This is a genomic window from Methylobacterium phyllostachyos, assembly GCF_900103445.1.
Taxonomy (GTDB): domain Bacteria; phylum Pseudomonadota; class Alphaproteobacteria; order Rhizobiales; family Beijerinckiaceae; genus Methylobacterium; species Methylobacterium phyllostachyos.
This window is the reverse complement of record NZ_FNHS01000011.1, coordinates 117,678-132,391: the sequence shown is the minus strand read 5'-3', so window position 1 is coordinate 132,391 and position 14,714 is coordinate 117,678. Positions and strand designations below refer to the sequence as shown.

At 68.1% G+C, this 14,714-nt stretch carries 13 protein-coding genes; 11 read left to right on the top strand and 2 right to left on the bottom strand.

Annotation, left to right across the window (positions count from 1 at the left end; translation table 11 throughout):
* The first annotated feature begins 236 nt into the window (after window positions 1-236).
* The 6 genes from BLQ49_RS18565 (at window position 237) to BLQ49_RS18540 (ending at window position 7,085) form a co-directional block, all read left to right on the top strand.
* Complete coding sequence (locus tag BLQ49_RS18565) at window positions 237-1,853, top strand: ABC transporter substrate-binding protein (protein WP_091718327.1); 1,617 nt, start codon at window positions 237-239, stop codon at window positions 1,851-1,853.
* An 11-nt stretch (window positions 1,854-1,864) separates the two neighbouring features.
* Complete coding sequence (locus BLQ49_RS18560; RefSeq protein WP_091718325.1) at window positions 1,865-2,845, top strand: ABC transporter permease; 981 nt, start codon at window positions 1,865-1,867, stop codon at window positions 2,843-2,845.
* Window positions 2,846-2,855: 10 nt separating this feature from the next.
* The gene (locus BLQ49_RS18555) at window positions 2,856-3,827 is read left to right on the top strand and encodes an ABC transporter permease (protein WP_091718322.1); all 972 of its coding nucleotides are present in this window, start codon (window positions 2,856-2,858) and stop codon (window positions 3,825-3,827) included.
* A gap of 139 nt (window positions 3,828-3,966) precedes the next feature.
* Window positions 3,967-4,947 carry an ABC transporter ATP-binding protein gene (locus BLQ49_RS18550; protein WP_091718320.1) on the top strand — a complete coding sequence of 327 codons (981 nt, stop codon included), beginning with the start codon at window positions 3,967-3,969 and terminating at the stop codon, window positions 4,945-4,947.
* Window positions 4,944-5,924, top strand: coding sequence for an ABC transporter ATP-binding protein (locus tag BLQ49_RS18545; RefSeq protein ID WP_091718317.1), 981 nt, complete (start codon window positions 4,944-4,946; stop codon window positions 5,922-5,924). Before BLQ49_RS18550 ends, BLQ49_RS18545 begins: the two co-directional genes overlap by 4 nt.
* A 189-nt stretch (window positions 5,925-6,113) precedes the next feature.
* Window positions 6,114-7,085 carry a helix-turn-helix domain-containing protein gene (locus tag BLQ49_RS18540; protein ID WP_091718315.1) on the top strand — a complete coding sequence of 324 codons (972 nt, stop codon included), beginning with the start codon at window positions 6,114-6,116 and terminating at the stop codon, window positions 7,083-7,085.
* Between the two features lie 12 nt (window positions 7,086-7,097).
* Here BLQ49_RS18540 and BLQ49_RS18535 read toward each other — a convergent pair whose 3' ends face one another.
* On the bottom strand, window positions 7,098-7,541 hold the full coding sequence (locus BLQ49_RS18535; RefSeq protein ID WP_091718313.1) for an MEKHLA domain-containing protein: 444 nt from the start codon (window positions 7,539-7,541) through the stop codon (window positions 7,098-7,100).
* A gap of 650 nt (window positions 7,542-8,191) precedes the next feature.
* Here BLQ49_RS18535 and BLQ49_RS18530 point away from each other — a divergent pair.
* Complete coding sequence (locus tag BLQ49_RS18530; RefSeq protein WP_091718311.1) at window positions 8,192-8,896, top strand: ParA family protein; 705 nt, start codon at window positions 8,192-8,194, stop codon at window positions 8,894-8,896.
* 2 nt (window positions 8,897-8,898) lie between these two features.
* Here BLQ49_RS18530 and BLQ49_RS18525 read toward each other — a convergent pair whose 3' ends face one another.
* Window positions 8,899-10,284 carry a M20/M25/M40 family metallo-hydrolase gene (locus tag BLQ49_RS18525; protein ID WP_091718309.1) on the bottom strand — a complete coding sequence of 462 codons (1,386 nt, stop codon included), beginning with the start codon at window positions 10,282-10,284 and terminating at the stop codon, window positions 8,899-8,901.
* A 181-nt stretch (window positions 10,285-10,465) separates the two neighbouring features.
* Between BLQ49_RS18525 and BLQ49_RS18520 the strand changes: the two genes are divergently transcribed.
* The 4 genes from BLQ49_RS18520 to BLQ49_RS18505 all read left to right on the top strand — a co-directional run bounded on the left by BLQ49_RS18520 (window position 10,466) and on the right by BLQ49_RS18505 (window position 14,705).
* A complete protein-coding gene (locus tag BLQ49_RS18520; RefSeq protein ID WP_091718307.1) occupies window positions 10,466-10,990 on the top strand; it encodes a (2Fe-2S)-binding protein in 525 nt (174 codons plus the stop codon).
* On the top strand, window positions 10,987-11,994 hold the full coding sequence (locus tag BLQ49_RS18515) for an FAD binding domain-containing protein (RefSeq protein ID WP_091718305.1): 1,008 nt from the start codon (window positions 10,987-10,989) through the stop codon (window positions 11,992-11,994). Before BLQ49_RS18520 ends, BLQ49_RS18515 begins: the two co-directional genes overlap by 4 nt.
* Before the next feature lie 8 nt (window positions 11,995-12,002).
* Entirely contained in the window at window positions 12,003-14,255 is a 2,253-nt protein-coding gene (locus tag BLQ49_RS18510) for a xanthine dehydrogenase family protein molybdopterin-binding subunit (protein ID WP_091718303.1), read from the top strand.
* Window positions 14,256-14,567: 312 nt separating this feature from the next.
* Window positions 14,568-14,705, top strand: a complete 138-nt coding sequence (locus tag BLQ49_RS18505; protein WP_244507663.1) for a hypothetical protein — start codon at window positions 14,568-14,570, stop codon at window positions 14,703-14,705.
* Window positions 14,706-14,714: the final 9 nt, after the last annotated feature.

Here is a 14,714-nt window from a genome sequence, read left to right as displayed (position 1 = left end):
TCCCCGCGCGCGGGGAGAGGGGGATGCGCACGCAGCTTCGCGCCTAATCCTCGGTCGAAAATCCCCGAACAGCCTCCGATACCGCCGAGATCGGCCCCTCAACCACTCCCCTGGTCCGAACCTTACTGTGGGCGCCGCGCGCTGTTGGTTTGCCGACGCGCGGTGGCCGGTCTAAGCCTCAACCACCGCTTCCGCGGGACGGCCTGCGCTCAACTTTCACGGTTCCGGAGATCCGATTGTCCCGTTCTGCCCTGAAGACCCTCGCCCGCGGCGTGTCCGCGGTCGCGGTCGCGACGTTTGCCTTCGCCGCGCTGCCCGCGCAGGCCGCCAACGTCTTCCGCTTCGCCTTCCAGGGTGATCTGAAATCCCTCGATCCGTACTCCCTCAAGGAGAGCTTCACGGAGGGGATGCAGGAGGCCGCCTACGAGCCCCTCGTCACCCTCGATAAGAACCTGAAATTCGCGCCGGCGCTGGCGGAATCCTGGGAGACGCCCGAGCCGACCCGCTGGCGCTTCCATCTGCGCAAGAACGTCAAGTTCCACGACGGCTCGCCCTTCACCGCCGACGACGTGATCTTCTCCGCCCAGCGCGTCCGCGCCCCGGGCTCGAACTTCACCACCAACGTGCCCGCCGACGCCGAGTTCGTGAAGGTCGATGACTACACCGTCGACATGGTGCTGAAGAAGCCGAACCCCATCGCCATCGCCCAGTTCCCGACCTGGGTGATCATGTCGAAGGCATGGTCCGAGAAGAACGGCGTCGTGCAGCCGACGCCGCCCAGCGCCACGAGCCCCAGCTACGCCACCCTGCATGAGAACGGCACCGGCCCGTTCGTGATCGCCGAGCACCAGCCCGGCGTGAAGACCGTGTTCAAGAAGTTCGACGGCTACTGGGGCAAGGTCGAGTCGAACCTCGACGAGGCGATCCTCACCACCATCGCCAACCCGGCGACCCGGGTCGCGGCGCTGCTTTCCGGCGAGGTCGACTGGATCGACCCCGTGCCGCTGCAGGACCAGCAGCGGGTCAATGCCAGCGGCACCGCCACTGTGATGGCGGGCCCCGAGCTGCGCACGATCTTCCTGGGCATGGACCAGGACCGGGACGAGCTGAAGGATTCGAGCGTCAAGGGCAAGAACCCATTCAAGGACATCAAGGTGCGCGAGGCCTTCTACCTCGCCATCGACGAGGACACGATCGCCAAGCGCGTGATGCGCGGGCAGGCGGTGCCCTCCGCGCTGATGATCGCCCCGGCCCTCTACGACCGCGCCGCCGAGTTCAAGCGCCCGGCCACCGACCTCAAGAAGGCCAAGGAACTGATGGCCCAGGCCGGCTACCCGGACGGGTTCTCGCTCACCATGGATTGCCCGAACGACCGCTACGTCAACGACGAGGCGATCTGCCAGGCGGTGGTCTCGATGCTGGCGCGCATCAACGTCAAGGTGAACCTCAACGCCCAGCCGAAGGCCAAGTACTTCGCCAAGGTGCTGGCGCCGAACTACGACACCTCGTTCTACCTGCTCGGCTGGACCCCGTCGTCCCTCGACAGCCACAACATCCTCTACGAGATCGTCGGCTGCCGGAAGCCCGGCGACAAGTCGGGCCGCGGCGGCTGGAACCTCGCGGGCTATTGCGATCCGAAGATCGACGAGATCGCCGACAAGGTCGAATCCGAGACCGACAAGACCAAGCGCGACGCCCTGATCAAGGACGGCTTCGACGTCCTCAACGCCGATTGGGGCTACATCCCGCTGCACCAGCAGGCGCTCGCCTGGGGCGTCTCCAAGAAGGTCCACCTGACCCAGCGGGCCGACAACCTGCTGCTGCTCTACTGGGTGTCGAAGGACCCGTCGTAGGAGGCTGAGGCGTGCTCGCCTTCCTCCTGCGCCGGGTGATCCAGGCGGCCGCGGTCCTCGCGGTCGTCGGGCTCATCGCCTTCGCGATGTTCCGGTTCGCGGGCGATCCCGTGAACCAGATCGTCGGGCCCGACACCACCGTGGCCGAGCGGGCTCAGATCCGGACGGATCTGGGCCTCGACGACCCGGTGCTGGTCCAGTTCGTCCGCTACGCCGGCAACGTGGTGCGGGGCCGGTTCGGCATCTCGTACCAGTTCCGGCAGCCGGTCTCGCAGCTCTTGGCCGAGCGCATGCCGGCGACGCTGGAGCTCGCCTTCTGCGCCACGGTCTTCGCCCTGGTGGTGGGGATCCTGATGGGGGTGTACTGCGCGCTCTTCCGCGACTCCTGGCTCGCCGGGCTGTTCCAGGCGGTCTCGCTGATCGGGATCAGTCTGCCGACCTTCCTGATCGGCATCCTGCTGATCTACCTGTTCTCGGTGACGCTCGGCTGGCTGCCCTCCTACGGGCGGGGCGACACGGTGCGGCTCGGCTGGTGGACCACCGGCTTCCTGACCGCCTCCGGGCTCAAGGCGCTGATCCTGCCCTCGGTGACCCTCGGCCTGTTCCAGATGACGCTGATCATGCGGCTGGTGCGTGCCGAGATGCTGGAGGTCTTACGCACCGACTACATCCGCTTCGCCCGGGCGCGGGGGCTCACCACCCGCGCCGTCCACCTGCGGCACGCCCTCAAGAACACGCTGGTGCCGGTGATCACCATCGCGGGGCTTCAGCTCGGCTCGGTCATCGCCTTCTCGATCATCACCGAGACGGTGTTCCAGTGGCCCGGCATGGGCCTGCTCTTCGTCCAGGCCGTGCAGAACGTCGATATCCCGATCATGTCCGCGTATCTGCTGCTCGTCGCGCTGATCTTCGTGACCATCAATCTCGTGGTCGACATCCTCTACACGGTGGTGGACCCGCGCCTGCGGCTGCCCGCCGGACGGACGGCGTGAGGGCGCACGCATGAGCGGACGCGACATCGACGCGGGTGATGCCCCGCCAGTCCCCTTGGTCGAGGTGCCACCCTCCCGGCTCGCGCGCTGGCGCGATTCCGACCTGCTGGCCAATTTCCTGCGCTCGAAGACGGCTGTGGCGGCGCTGATCGCCACCGTCCTGATGGTGGGCCTCGCCTTCGCGTCGCCGTGGATCGCGCCGCAGAACCCCTACGACCCGGCCCAGCTCGACCTGATCAACTCCAACCTGCCTCCGATCTGGCAGGCAGACGGGCAGGCGCCCTACTATCTCGGCACCGACGACCAGGGCCGGGACGTGCTCTCGGCGGTGCTCTACGGCCTGCGCCTGTCGCTGATCGTCGGCGTGCTCGGGGTGGTGACCTCCGGCATCCTCGGCATCGCGCTCGGCCTGATCGCCGGCTACGCGGGCGGGGCGGTCGACACGCTGATCATGCGGGTCGCCGACGTGCAGCTCACTTTCCCGGCGATCCTGATCGCCCTGGTGGTCGACGGCGTCGCCAAGGCGAGTTTTGGCAGCGCGCTGGATGTCGGGCCCTTGATCGGGCTGATCGTGGTCTCGATCGGCCTGTCGTTCTGGGTGCAGTACGCCCGGACCGTGCGCTCCTCCGTGATGGTCGAGAAGGGCAAGGATTACGTCCAGGCGGCGCGGCTGATCGGCCTGTCGCCGCCGGTGATCATGGTCCGCCACGTCCTGCCGAACGTCACCGGGCCGGTCTTCGTCATCGCGACGATCAACTTGGCGCTCGCCATCATCACCGAGGCGACGCTGTCGTTCTTAGGGACAGGTCTGCCCGAGACCATGCCGTCGCTGGGCACCCTGATCCGCACCGGCAACCGGTTCCTGTTCTCCGGCGAGTGGTGGATCGTCGCCTTCCCAGGGCTGGCGCTGGCCGGGCTGGTCATCGCCATCAACCTCCTGGGGGATTGGCTGCGTGACGCGCTCAATCCGAAGCTGCAATGATTGGGCATCGTCATCGCGAGCGCAGCGAAGCGACCCAGGGCAGCGCGATCTCGGTGAACGTGGCGTCGCTGGATTGCTTCGCTCCGCTCGCAAAGACGGGGGTGGCCGTCCGACGGCCGAACGCCGGAACAGCCAAGGCATGACCGAAACCATCCTCTCCGTGCGCGACCTGACGGTCGCCTTCGACACCCGCCGCGGGCCGCTCACCGCCATCGACCGGGTCTCGTTCGACATCGGCCGCGGCGAGATTCTGGGCGTCGTCGGCGAATCCGGGGCCGGCAAGTCGGTGACCGGCTCGGCGGTGATCGGCCTGATCGACCGGCCCGGCCGGATCGCCGGCGGCGAGATCCGCCTGCGGGGCGAGCGCATCGACAATCTCTCCCCCGAGGCGATGCGGCGGGTGCGGGGCCGGCGCATCGGCATGATCTTCCAGGATCCGCTGACCTCGCTCGACCCGCTATTCCGGGTCGGCGACCAGATCGTCGAGACCCTGCGCACCCACACCAATCTCTCCGCGAAGGCCGCCCGGACCCGCGCCATCGACCTCCTGGCCGAGGTCGGCATCCCGGCGCCCGAGCGGCGGATCGACGGCTACCCGCACGAGTTCTCCGGCGGCATGCGCCAGCGGGTGGTAATTGCCCTCGCGCTCGCCGCCGAGCCCGAGCTGATCATCGCCGACGAGCCGACCACGGCTTTGGATGTCTCGGTCCAGGCCCAGATCATCACGCTGCTGAAGCGCCTCTGCCGCGAGCACGGCACCGCGGTGATGCTGGTGACCCACGATATGGGCGTGATCGCCGAGGCCGCCGACCGGGTCGCGGTGATGTATGCCGGGCGCGTGGCCGAGATCGGCCCGGTCGCCTCGGTGATCGCCAAGCCGCACCATCCCTATGCGGTCGGCCTGATGGGCGCGATCCCGACCCTGTCGCAGGAGGCCGACCGGCTCAGCCAGATCCCCGGCGCGATGCCGCGGCTCACCGCCATCCCGAAGGGCTGCGCCTTCAACCCGCGTTGCCCGAAGGTCTTTGCCCGCTGCCGCGTTGAGCGGCCGGAGCCGATCCCGGTCGATGCGAGCCGGGTCGCCTGTCACCTGTACGATGCAGCGGAGCAAGCGGCGTGAGCGCCTACGTCGAAGTCACCGACCTGCGCCGCCGGTTCGACGTCTCGAAACCCTGGCTCAACCGGGTGATCGAGCGCGAGCCGCGCAAGTTCCTCACCGCGGTCGATCGGGTCGGCTTCGCCATCGAGAAGGGCGAGACCTTCGCGATCGTCGGCGAGTCGGGTTCCGGCAAGTCGACGGTGGCCCGGATGGTGGTCGGCCTGCTGCCGCCCTCCGCCGGCGAGGTGACGATCACCGGCGTCTCGATGACCGACCCGCGCCAGGCCGCCGCCCGGCGGCGCCTGCGGTCGCGCATCCAGATGATCTTCCAGGACCCCTATGCGTCCATGAACCCGCGCTGGCGGGTCGGAAAGATCATCGCCGAGCCGATCCGGGCCTTCGATCTGATCCAGGGGGAGGGGGCGATCCGCGCCCGGGTGAGCGAACTGCTGGGACTCGTCGGTCTCCACGCGGACGACGCGAAGAAGTACCCGCATGAGTTCTCCGGCGGCCAGCGCCAGCGCGTCGCCATCGCCCGGGCCCTGGCGAGCCAGGCCGAGTTCCTCGTGGGGGATGAGCCGACCTCGGCGCTCGATGTCTCGGTGCAGGCGCAGATCCTCAACCTGATGCGCGACCTGCAGGACCAGCTGGGGCTGACCTACCTGTTCATCTCCCACAACCTCGCAGTGGTCCGCCACATGGCGACCCGGGTGGGTGTGATGTATCTCGGCCGCCTCGTGGAGGTCGCCGCCGCCAGGGACCTGTTCGCGACGCCGCGCCATCCCTACACACGGATGTTGCTCGACGCGGTTCCGGACCTCGCCCATGTCGGCCGCGCCCGGGTCCCGGTCTCCGGCGAGATTCCGAACCCGATCGACCCGCCCTCCGGCTGCACTTTCCACCCGCGCTGCCCGCTGGCGAACGACCGCTGCCGCGCCGAGGTGCCGGCCTTGCTCGACGGTGTCGCCTGCCACGCGGTGCAGGAAGGGCGGGCCTGAGGGGCCCTAAGGCCGGATCGCTGCGCATGCCGGCACCGCTCGTTGGCGGTGTTGCTCGGGTTGCGCCAAGCATGCAGCAGTCGTGTGTCTATCTTCATACAGTTGATCGTGTCCCGCCGGACACATCCGCGCGATTGAAATCGCTTCCTGGTTGCGGCCGCCCGCAGGCGGAGCCATACGGCTGCCGCCATGCAGACTATATTTTCCACCGATGAAGTACAGCCGAAGGACCGATTCCGTCATTGGCGGGATGTATGTGAGAATCGCTTGGTCCCGATGGTTCAGAACCGCGTGGATGACGGTCCCTTCCAGGCGACAATCTCGGGCGTCACTATCGGAAATCTGATGTTGACGAAATTTTCGTTGAGCAACTTAAAAGCGATTACCACGCCGCAGACACTTCGACACGAAAACAACAAGACCGATCATTTATTCATGAGCATGGTACTGAAAGGAGCAGTATCAGCGGACCAATACGATCGATCGAGTACGGATAAGGCAGATGATTTCTCGATCCGCGACACCAATACGCCCTGGACGATTGAGCACGCCGGATACAGCGAGGTGCTGGCGATCCAGATCCCGCGCGAGCGGCTGGAAAGCATGCTGGGCGCCACCCGCCGGTTTGCCGGACTGACCGTGGAGGGCACCCTGCCGACCGCGATCCTGGCGCGGTCGTACCTGTGCAATCTCGCGCGCCTGGCGGGACAGCTGACGCCTCAGGTGGCCGACCGTCTTGTCGGCGTGGGCCTCGACTTGGTCATCGCCAGCGTGGCCGAGCGCATGGCGCTGGAGACGCCGAAGGCCCTGCAGGGCACGCTGATCGTCCAGCGCGCCAAGGCCCATGTCGCGGCCCATCTCGGCGACGCCGACCTCGATCCCGCGCAGCTCGCCGCCGCGGTGGCCGTGTCCCTACGCCATCTGCAGGCGCTGTTCCGTGCGGAGGGGCTCAACGTCGCCGCCTGGATCTGGCAGCGCCGATTGGAGGCCGCCGCGCAGCGCCTGTCCGACCCGGCTTGCCTGGCCCTGCAGATCGGCGAAATTGCCTATCGCTGCGGCTTTGCCGACCAAGCGCATTTTTCCCGCCGCTTCCGCGACCGCTACGGCGCGAGCCCGCGCGCGTACCGCCACGCGGCCCTGACTCAAGCGGCGGCGTCCTGACGGGCGTCCCCGTCACGCGTCGCGCCATTCGGAGAAGGTTGCGGCTTGGCCGAACGCCACGCCGTTGCGGTCGAGCTGCCAGACCACTGCGCGCTCGATCCAGAAGCGGCGCCCGTCCTTGGCGATGCGCAGCCCGCGGTAGTTTCGGCTGAACCCGTCCCGGGTCACGGCGTCGAGCAACCGCTGGCGCTCGGCGCGCTCGGGGGCCTCTGCGGAGAGCCGCGACGGCAGGCCGACCAGCTCCGCGCGGCTGTATCCGAAACAGGCTTGCGCGGCCCGGTTGGCGTAGACGAAGCACGGATCCGCGCCGCCGTCATGGGCCAGGACCGCGAACGGTGCCTGCCCGTAGAGCCACGCCGCGTCCGCGCCCTCCGGCACCAGCGGCTCGCCCAGGCGCCGCGCGTAGCTGCCGGTGAGCACGGCGAAGAAGTCCGGGTCGTGCGAAAGGTCGGTCATGGCGTGCCGGAATGCGGGCGACCCTGGCGGCCGCGAATCGCTGGGAGACATTCAGAGCCCCTCCGTCTCCGAGGCGCAACGGTGATCCATCGCCATGCGTGCTGACAAATGCGTTCGGGTGAATATGCCAAATAAAACGTTCGTCTGATTTTCGGGATTAAAAATATATCTTCCACACAGCATCTGCAGTTTTTTATTGACTGGTATGCGGAATACTCAATAGTTTTATCTTTGAATATAAACAGGTTTATCTATTAATTGAATGTCTTGACCGGTTTGCATGATGCACGTTACAGGCCGATCAGTATCGCGTCTGCGACAGACAGATCGCCGGGGGTGCCGGTCACGGGGCGCGAAGAAATCAGGCGCGCGCCGGGATCCGTCTTTTTCCGGTCTCGATCCGGATGCTTATGTTGCACGCTCCCGATCCGATCCGGAGGGCCGCCCGTCGGCCTCAGGTGTTCACAGCCCCGTCGTCATGATGCCCGGAATACCATCATTCAAGCGGGATCGCGCATGCGCGAGTCGCGGGTCGAGGACCCCGGTCCGGGACACGGGCCCTGTCGGCGGTTTCCCATCGGACTGGGGCGGCCGTTCGGCGATCGCACGCGGGGTGCGACGGAAATACGGGCGGTCGACAGGTGGAATACATGGATCCTGAAGGGTCCGGGATCGAGCCCGGGACTTCGCCTCGACCGGCGGGCCGGCCGCTGCGGATCCTCGCAGTCGCCGTCCAGAAGGGCGGCACCGGCAAGACGACGCTGGCCGCATCCCTGGCGGTCGCCGCCGCGGAGGCGGGCGAGCGCGTGACCGCGCTCGATCTCGATCCACAGAGCTCCCTAGCGGGTTGGGGCGCCCTGCGAACGAACGGTTCCGTCGTGGTCGATCGGGTCCAGCCCTGGGAGATCGCGCAGCTCCCCGAGATCCTGGGTCTCCTTGCCGACCAAGGCACCACGCTCGCCGTCCTCGACACCGCGGGCAGTTCCGCCGGGCTCGCGCCGGCCCTGAAGATGGCCGATTTCGTGCTCCTCCCGGTGCGGCCGTCCCGGCTCGACATCGTGGCGGCCCGCCCGACGCTCCAGGCGCTCGTCGGCCTTGGGCTGCGCGGACGGCTGGCCCTGGCGCTCAACCAGTGCCCACCGCCGCCTTCACCCCGCACCAACGCCTACGCAGCGCAGCTACGGTCGCTGGGGGTGCTGGCCGAGCCCGGCATCATCCACCGGGTGGACCATCAGGACGCCCTCGCGACGGGCCTCGGCGTTACCGAATATGCCCCCGGCGGGCCGGCCGCCGAGGAGATTCGGGCCCTCTGGGCCTGGATCGACGCGAAGATGCGGGCGACCACCCCCCGCTGAGATCAGCCCCGGCTCAGCGCCGTGAGGATCCGCGCCCAGGAGCGCGTGCCCTTGTGGAAGCTCGTCAGGTCGTACTTCTCGTTGGGCGAGTGGATGCGGTCGTCGTCGAGGCCGAAGCCGATCAGCAGGGTGTCGCGCCCGAGGATCCGCTTGAAGTCGCCGACGATCGGGATCGAGCCCCCCGCGCCGACCGTGACGGCCGGCACGCCCCATTCCTCGGCGAGCGCGGCCTTGGCGGCACCGAGCTGCGGCATGTCGAAGGGCAGGCTGATCGCCCGCGAGCCCTTGTAGGTGATGAAATCGACCGAACAATCCGCCGGGATGCGTTCCCGCACGAAGGCCTCGAAGTTCCGCGCCAGCGCCTGCGGGTCCTGATCGTCCACGAGTCGGAACGAGATCTTGGCCGAGGCCGTGGAGGCAATCACCGTCTTGGTGCCCTCGCCGGTATAGCCGCCGATGATGCCGTTGGCGTCGCAGGAGGGGCGCGACTGCACCAGCTCGATCGGCAGGCGCCCGCGCTCGCCCGCGGGCTCCTTCAGGCCGATCGGTCCAAGCAGCTTCTCCGGCGTCAGGCCGAGGCCGCGCCATTGTTCCAGAACCTCCGGCGGGCGCTCATGCACGCCCTCGTAGAAGCCCGGGATGGTCACCCGGCCATCGGCGTCGTGGAGGTCGGCGATGATCTTGGCGAGGACGTGGATCGGGTTGCGCGCCGCGCCGCCGAAGAAGCCCGAATGCAGGTCGCGGTCGGCGCAGGTGACCTTCACCTCGAAATACGCGAGGCCGCGCAAGCTGGACGTGATGGCCGGGGTGGCGCGGTCCCACATGGTGGTGTCGCAGACCAGCACCACGTCGCAGCCGAGCTTGTCGCGGTTTGCTGCGACCCATTCGGGCAGGCCCTGCGAGCCGCTCTCCTCGGCGCCCTCGACCAGGATGGTGACGCCGCAGGGCAGCTCGCCGCTCATGGCGATATGGGCCCGACAGGCCTCCACGAAGGTCATCACCTGACCCTTGTCGTCGGAGGAGCCGCGCCCGACGATCTTTTTCCCACCTTGCCCGTCGTCAGCGATGTGCGGCTCGAAGGGCGGCGTCGTCCAGAGGTCGAGGGGATCGACCGGTTGCACGTCGTAATGGCCGTAGAACAGGACATGCGGCGCGCCGGGCTTGGGCTTGTGGGCCAGCACCACCGGGTGAAGGGAGGTCTCCTCGACGGAGGTCTCGAAGCCCAGCGCCGTCAGGTCGTTGGCGAGCCAGGCCGCGGCCTCGCGGCAATGGCCGGCATAGGCCGGGTCGGTGGAGATCGACGGGATCCGCAGGAAGGCGAACAGCCGCTCCAGGGCGTTCTCCAGATCGGCGTCGATGTCGTTGAGGATCGCGTCGAGCGCGGCCATCGGAGGCTCCAGGATTTTTTCGCAGGACGAGGGTTAGCCGAGGCAGGGTGCGGGCGGCAATGTCGGAGGGGCGCGACGGGCACCTGAGCGGTCCGATCCGAGACCGAGCATCTCCGCTCGGAACGGGCGCAGATTGGAACGGTTATCGACAGAACCCGCCGCCCCACACCATGGACACCCCATGCGCCTCGAGACACAGCCGCCCGTGTCGGCGGATACGCCCATCGGCATCACGCTCACGATCAACGGGCAGCGGCGCGAATTACAGGTCGCTCCGTGGACCACGCTCCTCGATCTCCTGCGCGAAAAACTCGATCTCACTGGCACCAAGAAGGGCTGCGACCACGGCCAGTGCGGCGCCTGCACGGTGCTGGTGAACGGTACGCGGGTGAATTCCTGCCTGACGCTGGCCGTGATGAAGGACGGGGCCGAGATCACCACGGTGGAAGGGCTCGCGAGCCTCGGCGACCGGGCGGGCAGCAACGCCCTCCACCCGATCCAGGAGGCGTTCATCGAGCACGACGCCTTCCAGTGCGGCTACTGCACCCCGGGCCAGCTCTGCTCGTCGGTCGGCCTCATGAACGAGGGCCACGCCCACACCCGGGACGAGATCCGCGAGGCGATGAGCGGCAACATCTGCCGCTGCGGCGCCTACACCAACATCGTCGACGCCATTGAGGACGTCATGCAGGGGGGCGCCCGATGAACCGCTTCGATTACGTCCGCGCCGGCACGGTGGCGGAGGCGGTGCAGGCCTTCGGGGCGGGCGCGCGCTTCATCGCCGGCGGCACCAACCTGATCGACCTGATGAAGTACGATGTCGAGAAGCCGGCCCGGCTGATCGATATCACCCGCCTGCCCCTCGACAAGATCGAGGATCACGGGAACGGCCTGCGGATCGGCGCGCTCGCCACCAACGCCAAGGTCGCCTACGACGACCGCGTCACCGCGCGCTACCCGCTGCTGCGCAACGCCATCCTGGCCGGCGCCTCGGCGCAGCTGCGCAACGCCGCTTCGACCGGCGGCAACCTGCTCCAGCGGACCCGCTGCTACTATTTTTACGACACGGCCACCGCCTGCAACAAGCGCGAGCCCGGCTCCGGCTGCGCGGCCATCGGCGGGATGACTCGCATCCACGCGATCTTCGGGACGAGCGAGCACTGCATCGCCACCCACCCGTCCGACATGTGCATCGCGCTGGCCGCCCTTGAGGCGACCGTTCAGGTCAGCGGGCCGCAGGGCGACCGGTCGATTCCGTTCTCGGAGTTCCATCGCCTCCCGGGCGACACGCCGGAGAAGGAGACGAACCTCGCCCCCGGCGAGATCATCGTTGCGGTGGATCTGCCGGACAGCCGCTTCCCGCAGCACTACACTTACCTGAAGCTGCGCGACCGGCTCTCCTACGCCTTCGCGCTGGTCTCGGTGGCGGCGGCCCTCGAACTCGACGGCGACACGGTGAAGACCGCGCGTCTGGCGCTCGGTGGGGTCGCCCACAAGCCCTGGCGCAACCGGGAGGCCGAGGCCCTACTGGAAGGCAAGCCCGCCACCCGCGAAACCTTCCAGGCGGCGGCCGACCTCATCGTGTCCGAGGCGAAGCCCCAGTCGGAGAACGGGTTCAAGATCGATCTCGCCCGGCGCGCCATCGTGCGCGGCCTCGAACAGGCCGCCGCCGGCACGCCCCAGTCGCTCAGCGACAAGCGCATCCAGTAGGTCCCGCCATGACCCAGACGTTCAGCTCCACGGGCCGCGACACCTTCGTCGGCTCTCCGCGCAGCCGCATCGACGGCCCCGCCAAGGTCACCGGCCTCGCCAAATATGCCGGCGAGTTCGCCGCCCCCGATCTCACCTACGGGTACGTGGTGTCGAGCGCCATCGCCAAGGGCCGGATCGTGGCGATCGACTCCGCCAAGGCCGAGGCGGTGCCGGGCGTCCTCAAGGTGATCACCCATGAGAACCGGCCGCGCACCGCGTGGCGGGACAAGAACTTTCAGGATCAGGTGGCGCCCCCCGGCTCGCCGTTCCGCGCCCTCTACGACGACCTGATCGCGTTCAGCGGCCAGCCGGTCGCCCTGGTGGTGGCCGAGGATTTCGAGACGGCGCGCTACGCGGCCTCGCTTGTCCACGTAACCTATGCGGCGCAGGAGCCGGAGACCGATCTGGGGGCCCAGCGCGGCACCGCCTACGAGCCGCCCTACAAGCGCCAGGGCATCAAGCCGCCGCCGGAGCCCTGGGGCGATGCCGACAAGGCGTTCGACAGCGCGCCGGTCCGCGTGAAGGGCAGCTACAGCCTCGCCGACGAGCACCACAACCCGATGGAGCCGCACGCCTCCACGGTGGTGGTGGAGCCGGACGGGACCTACACGGTCTACGACAAGATCCAGGGCGTCTCGAACAGCCACCAGTATCTGATCAACGTGTTCGGCCTGAAGCCCGATCAGGTGCGGGTGCTCAACCCCTATCTCGGCGGTGGCTTCGGCTCGGGTCTGCGCCCGCAATACCAGCTGTTCCTGGCCATGCTGGCCGCGCAGGAGCTGAAGCGCTCCGTGCGGGTGACCCTGACCCGCGACCAGATGTGGAGCTTCACCTACCGCTCCGAGGCGCTGCAGACGATCGCGCTTGGCGCCGAGCCGGACGGCACGCTGACGGCCCTCCGGCATGACGCTGTCCAAGGTACGTCGCAGTACGAGGATTACCAGGAGGTCGTCGTCAACTGGTCAGGCGTCCTCTACCGTTGCGACAACGTTGCCCTGGGCTACCGGCTGGTGAAGCTCGACACGCCGACGCCGGGCGACATGCGGGCGCCTGGGGCGGTCACCGGCGTCTTCGCCATCGAGACCGCCATGGACGAACTCGCCTACGCGACCGGCATGGACCCGATCGCGTTGCGGTTGAAGAACTATACCGAATCCGACGCCACCGCCGAGGGCAAGCCGTTCGGCTCGAAGGAGCTTCGCCGCTGCTTCGAGCGCGGCGCCGAGCGGTTCGGTTGGGCCAAGCGCAACCCCGAGCCGCGCTCCACCCGTGAGGGCCGGGAGCTGGTCGGCTGGGGTGTGGCCACCGGCGTCTGGGAATCGATGATGATGCAGTCAAGCGCCATCGCGACCCTGACGCCGGACGGCCGCCTGACGGTCGGCAACTCCACCGGCGACATCGGCACCGGCACCTACACGATCCTCACCCAGATCGCCGCCGACACCCTGGGCCTGCCGATGGACGCGGTGACCACGAAGCTCGGCGACACCCGCCTGCCGGAGGCTCCGGTCGCGGGCGGCTCATGGACCGCGGCCTCCTCGGGCACCGCTGTGATGAAGGCTTGCCGCAACGTCGGCGCCCAGGTGTTCAAGCTCGCCCGCGGACTTGAGAACTCGCCGCTCGCCAATGTCGATTTCGACCGCGCGGTGTTCGCGGACGGCCGCATCGCGGTCGCAGGCGATCCGGGTCGCAGCGTCTCCCTGGTGGAGGTGTTGCAGGCGGCGGGCGTCGACAAGGTCGAAGCCGTCGAGGAGGCCGGGCCCGACAAGGACTTCAACCAGGCCTACGAGGCCTACACCCACTCGGCGATTTTCGCCGAGGTGAAAGTCGACGCGGAGCTGGGGCAGGTCCGGGTCACCCGCATCGTCTCGGCGATCGCGGCCGGGAAGATCCTGAACCCGAAGACCGCCCGCAGCCAGATCCTCGGCGGCGTGGTGATGGGGATCGGCTCGGCGCTGGAGGAGGAGTCGATGCTCGATCACCGGATCGGCCGGTTCATGAACCACAATCTCGGCGAGTACCACGTGCCGGTGAACGCCGACATCTACGACATCGACGTGATCTTCGTGGACGAGGAGGACAAGGCGAATCCCCTCGGCGTGAAGGGTCTCGGCGAGATCGGCATCGTCGGCACCGCGGCGGCGATCACCAACGCGGTGTTCCACGCCACTGGCAAGCGGGTGCGCCACCTGCCGATCACCCCCGACAAGCTCCTGTGAGCATCGAATGTTTCACGGGAAACATTTACGATCCGGCAGGGAGTCCGAGCGCAGGCGATCCGTCGTCCCCAGGGCGCGACGGCGCGAAGTTCTTATTTTGACGCGCTCTCCAGCGACGACCCCGTAGCCCCCTCGGCAGAGAGCACTCCCGCCGACACGGCATTCCCGGGGGCGAGCCGTACTGCTTCGTCAGCGTGCGTGTCGCGAAGCCATCCAGGGCTGCGCACGTTCGACTGACGCAGGGGCGTCGCTGGCGGAGCGTCCCGGCTCCGCTGTTTCCGGGCCCTGTCGCTCGGCGATTCCGCGCGGGTCGTGCCCCTCGACACGCTCAGCATCATGCTGATGATGATCCTCGGCGCGGGCCTCCTTGGCGATACCCTGAGCCCCGCGGCCGCAGCGGGCGTCGCACTGATCGCCGCCGGGGCCGCGCGCGTCGCCTCAGGCGGGTGAGAGTCCTTG

Bases quoted from the DNA above. Each gene is read 5' to 3' on its own strand.
- BLQ49_RS18555 (WP_091718322.1), top strand. From the start codon at position 2,856: ATGAGCGGACGCGACATCGACGCGGGTGATGCCCCGCCAGTCCCCTTG.
- BLQ49_RS18550 (WP_091718320.1), top strand. From the start codon at position 3,967: ATGACCGAAACCATCCTCTCCGTGCGCGACCTGACGGTCGCCTTCGAC.
- BLQ49_RS18540 (WP_091718315.1), top strand. From the start codon at position 6,114: ATGCAGACTATATTTTCCACCGATGAAGTACAGCCGAAGGACCGATTC.
- BLQ49_RS18535 (WP_091718313.1), bottom strand. From the start codon at position 7,541: ATGACCGACCTTTCGCACGACCCGGACTTCTTCGCCGTGCTCACCGGC.
- BLQ49_RS18530 (WP_091718311.1), top strand. From the start codon at position 8,192: ATGGATCCTGAAGGGTCCGGGATCGAGCCCGGGACTTCGCCTCGACCG.
- BLQ49_RS18525 (WP_091718309.1), bottom strand. From the start codon at position 10,284: ATGGCCGCGCTCGACGCGATCCTCAACGACATCGACGCCGATCTGGAG.
- BLQ49_RS18520 (WP_091718307.1), top strand. From the start codon at position 10,466: ATGCGCCTCGAGACACAGCCGCCCGTGTCGGCGGATACGCCCATCGGC.
- BLQ49_RS18515 (WP_091718305.1), top strand. From the start codon at position 10,987: ATGAACCGCTTCGATTACGTCCGCGCCGGCACGGTGGCGGAGGCGGTG.
- BLQ49_RS18510 (WP_091718303.1), top strand. From the start codon at position 12,003: ATGACCCAGACGTTCAGCTCCACGGGCCGCGACACCTTCGTCGGCTCT.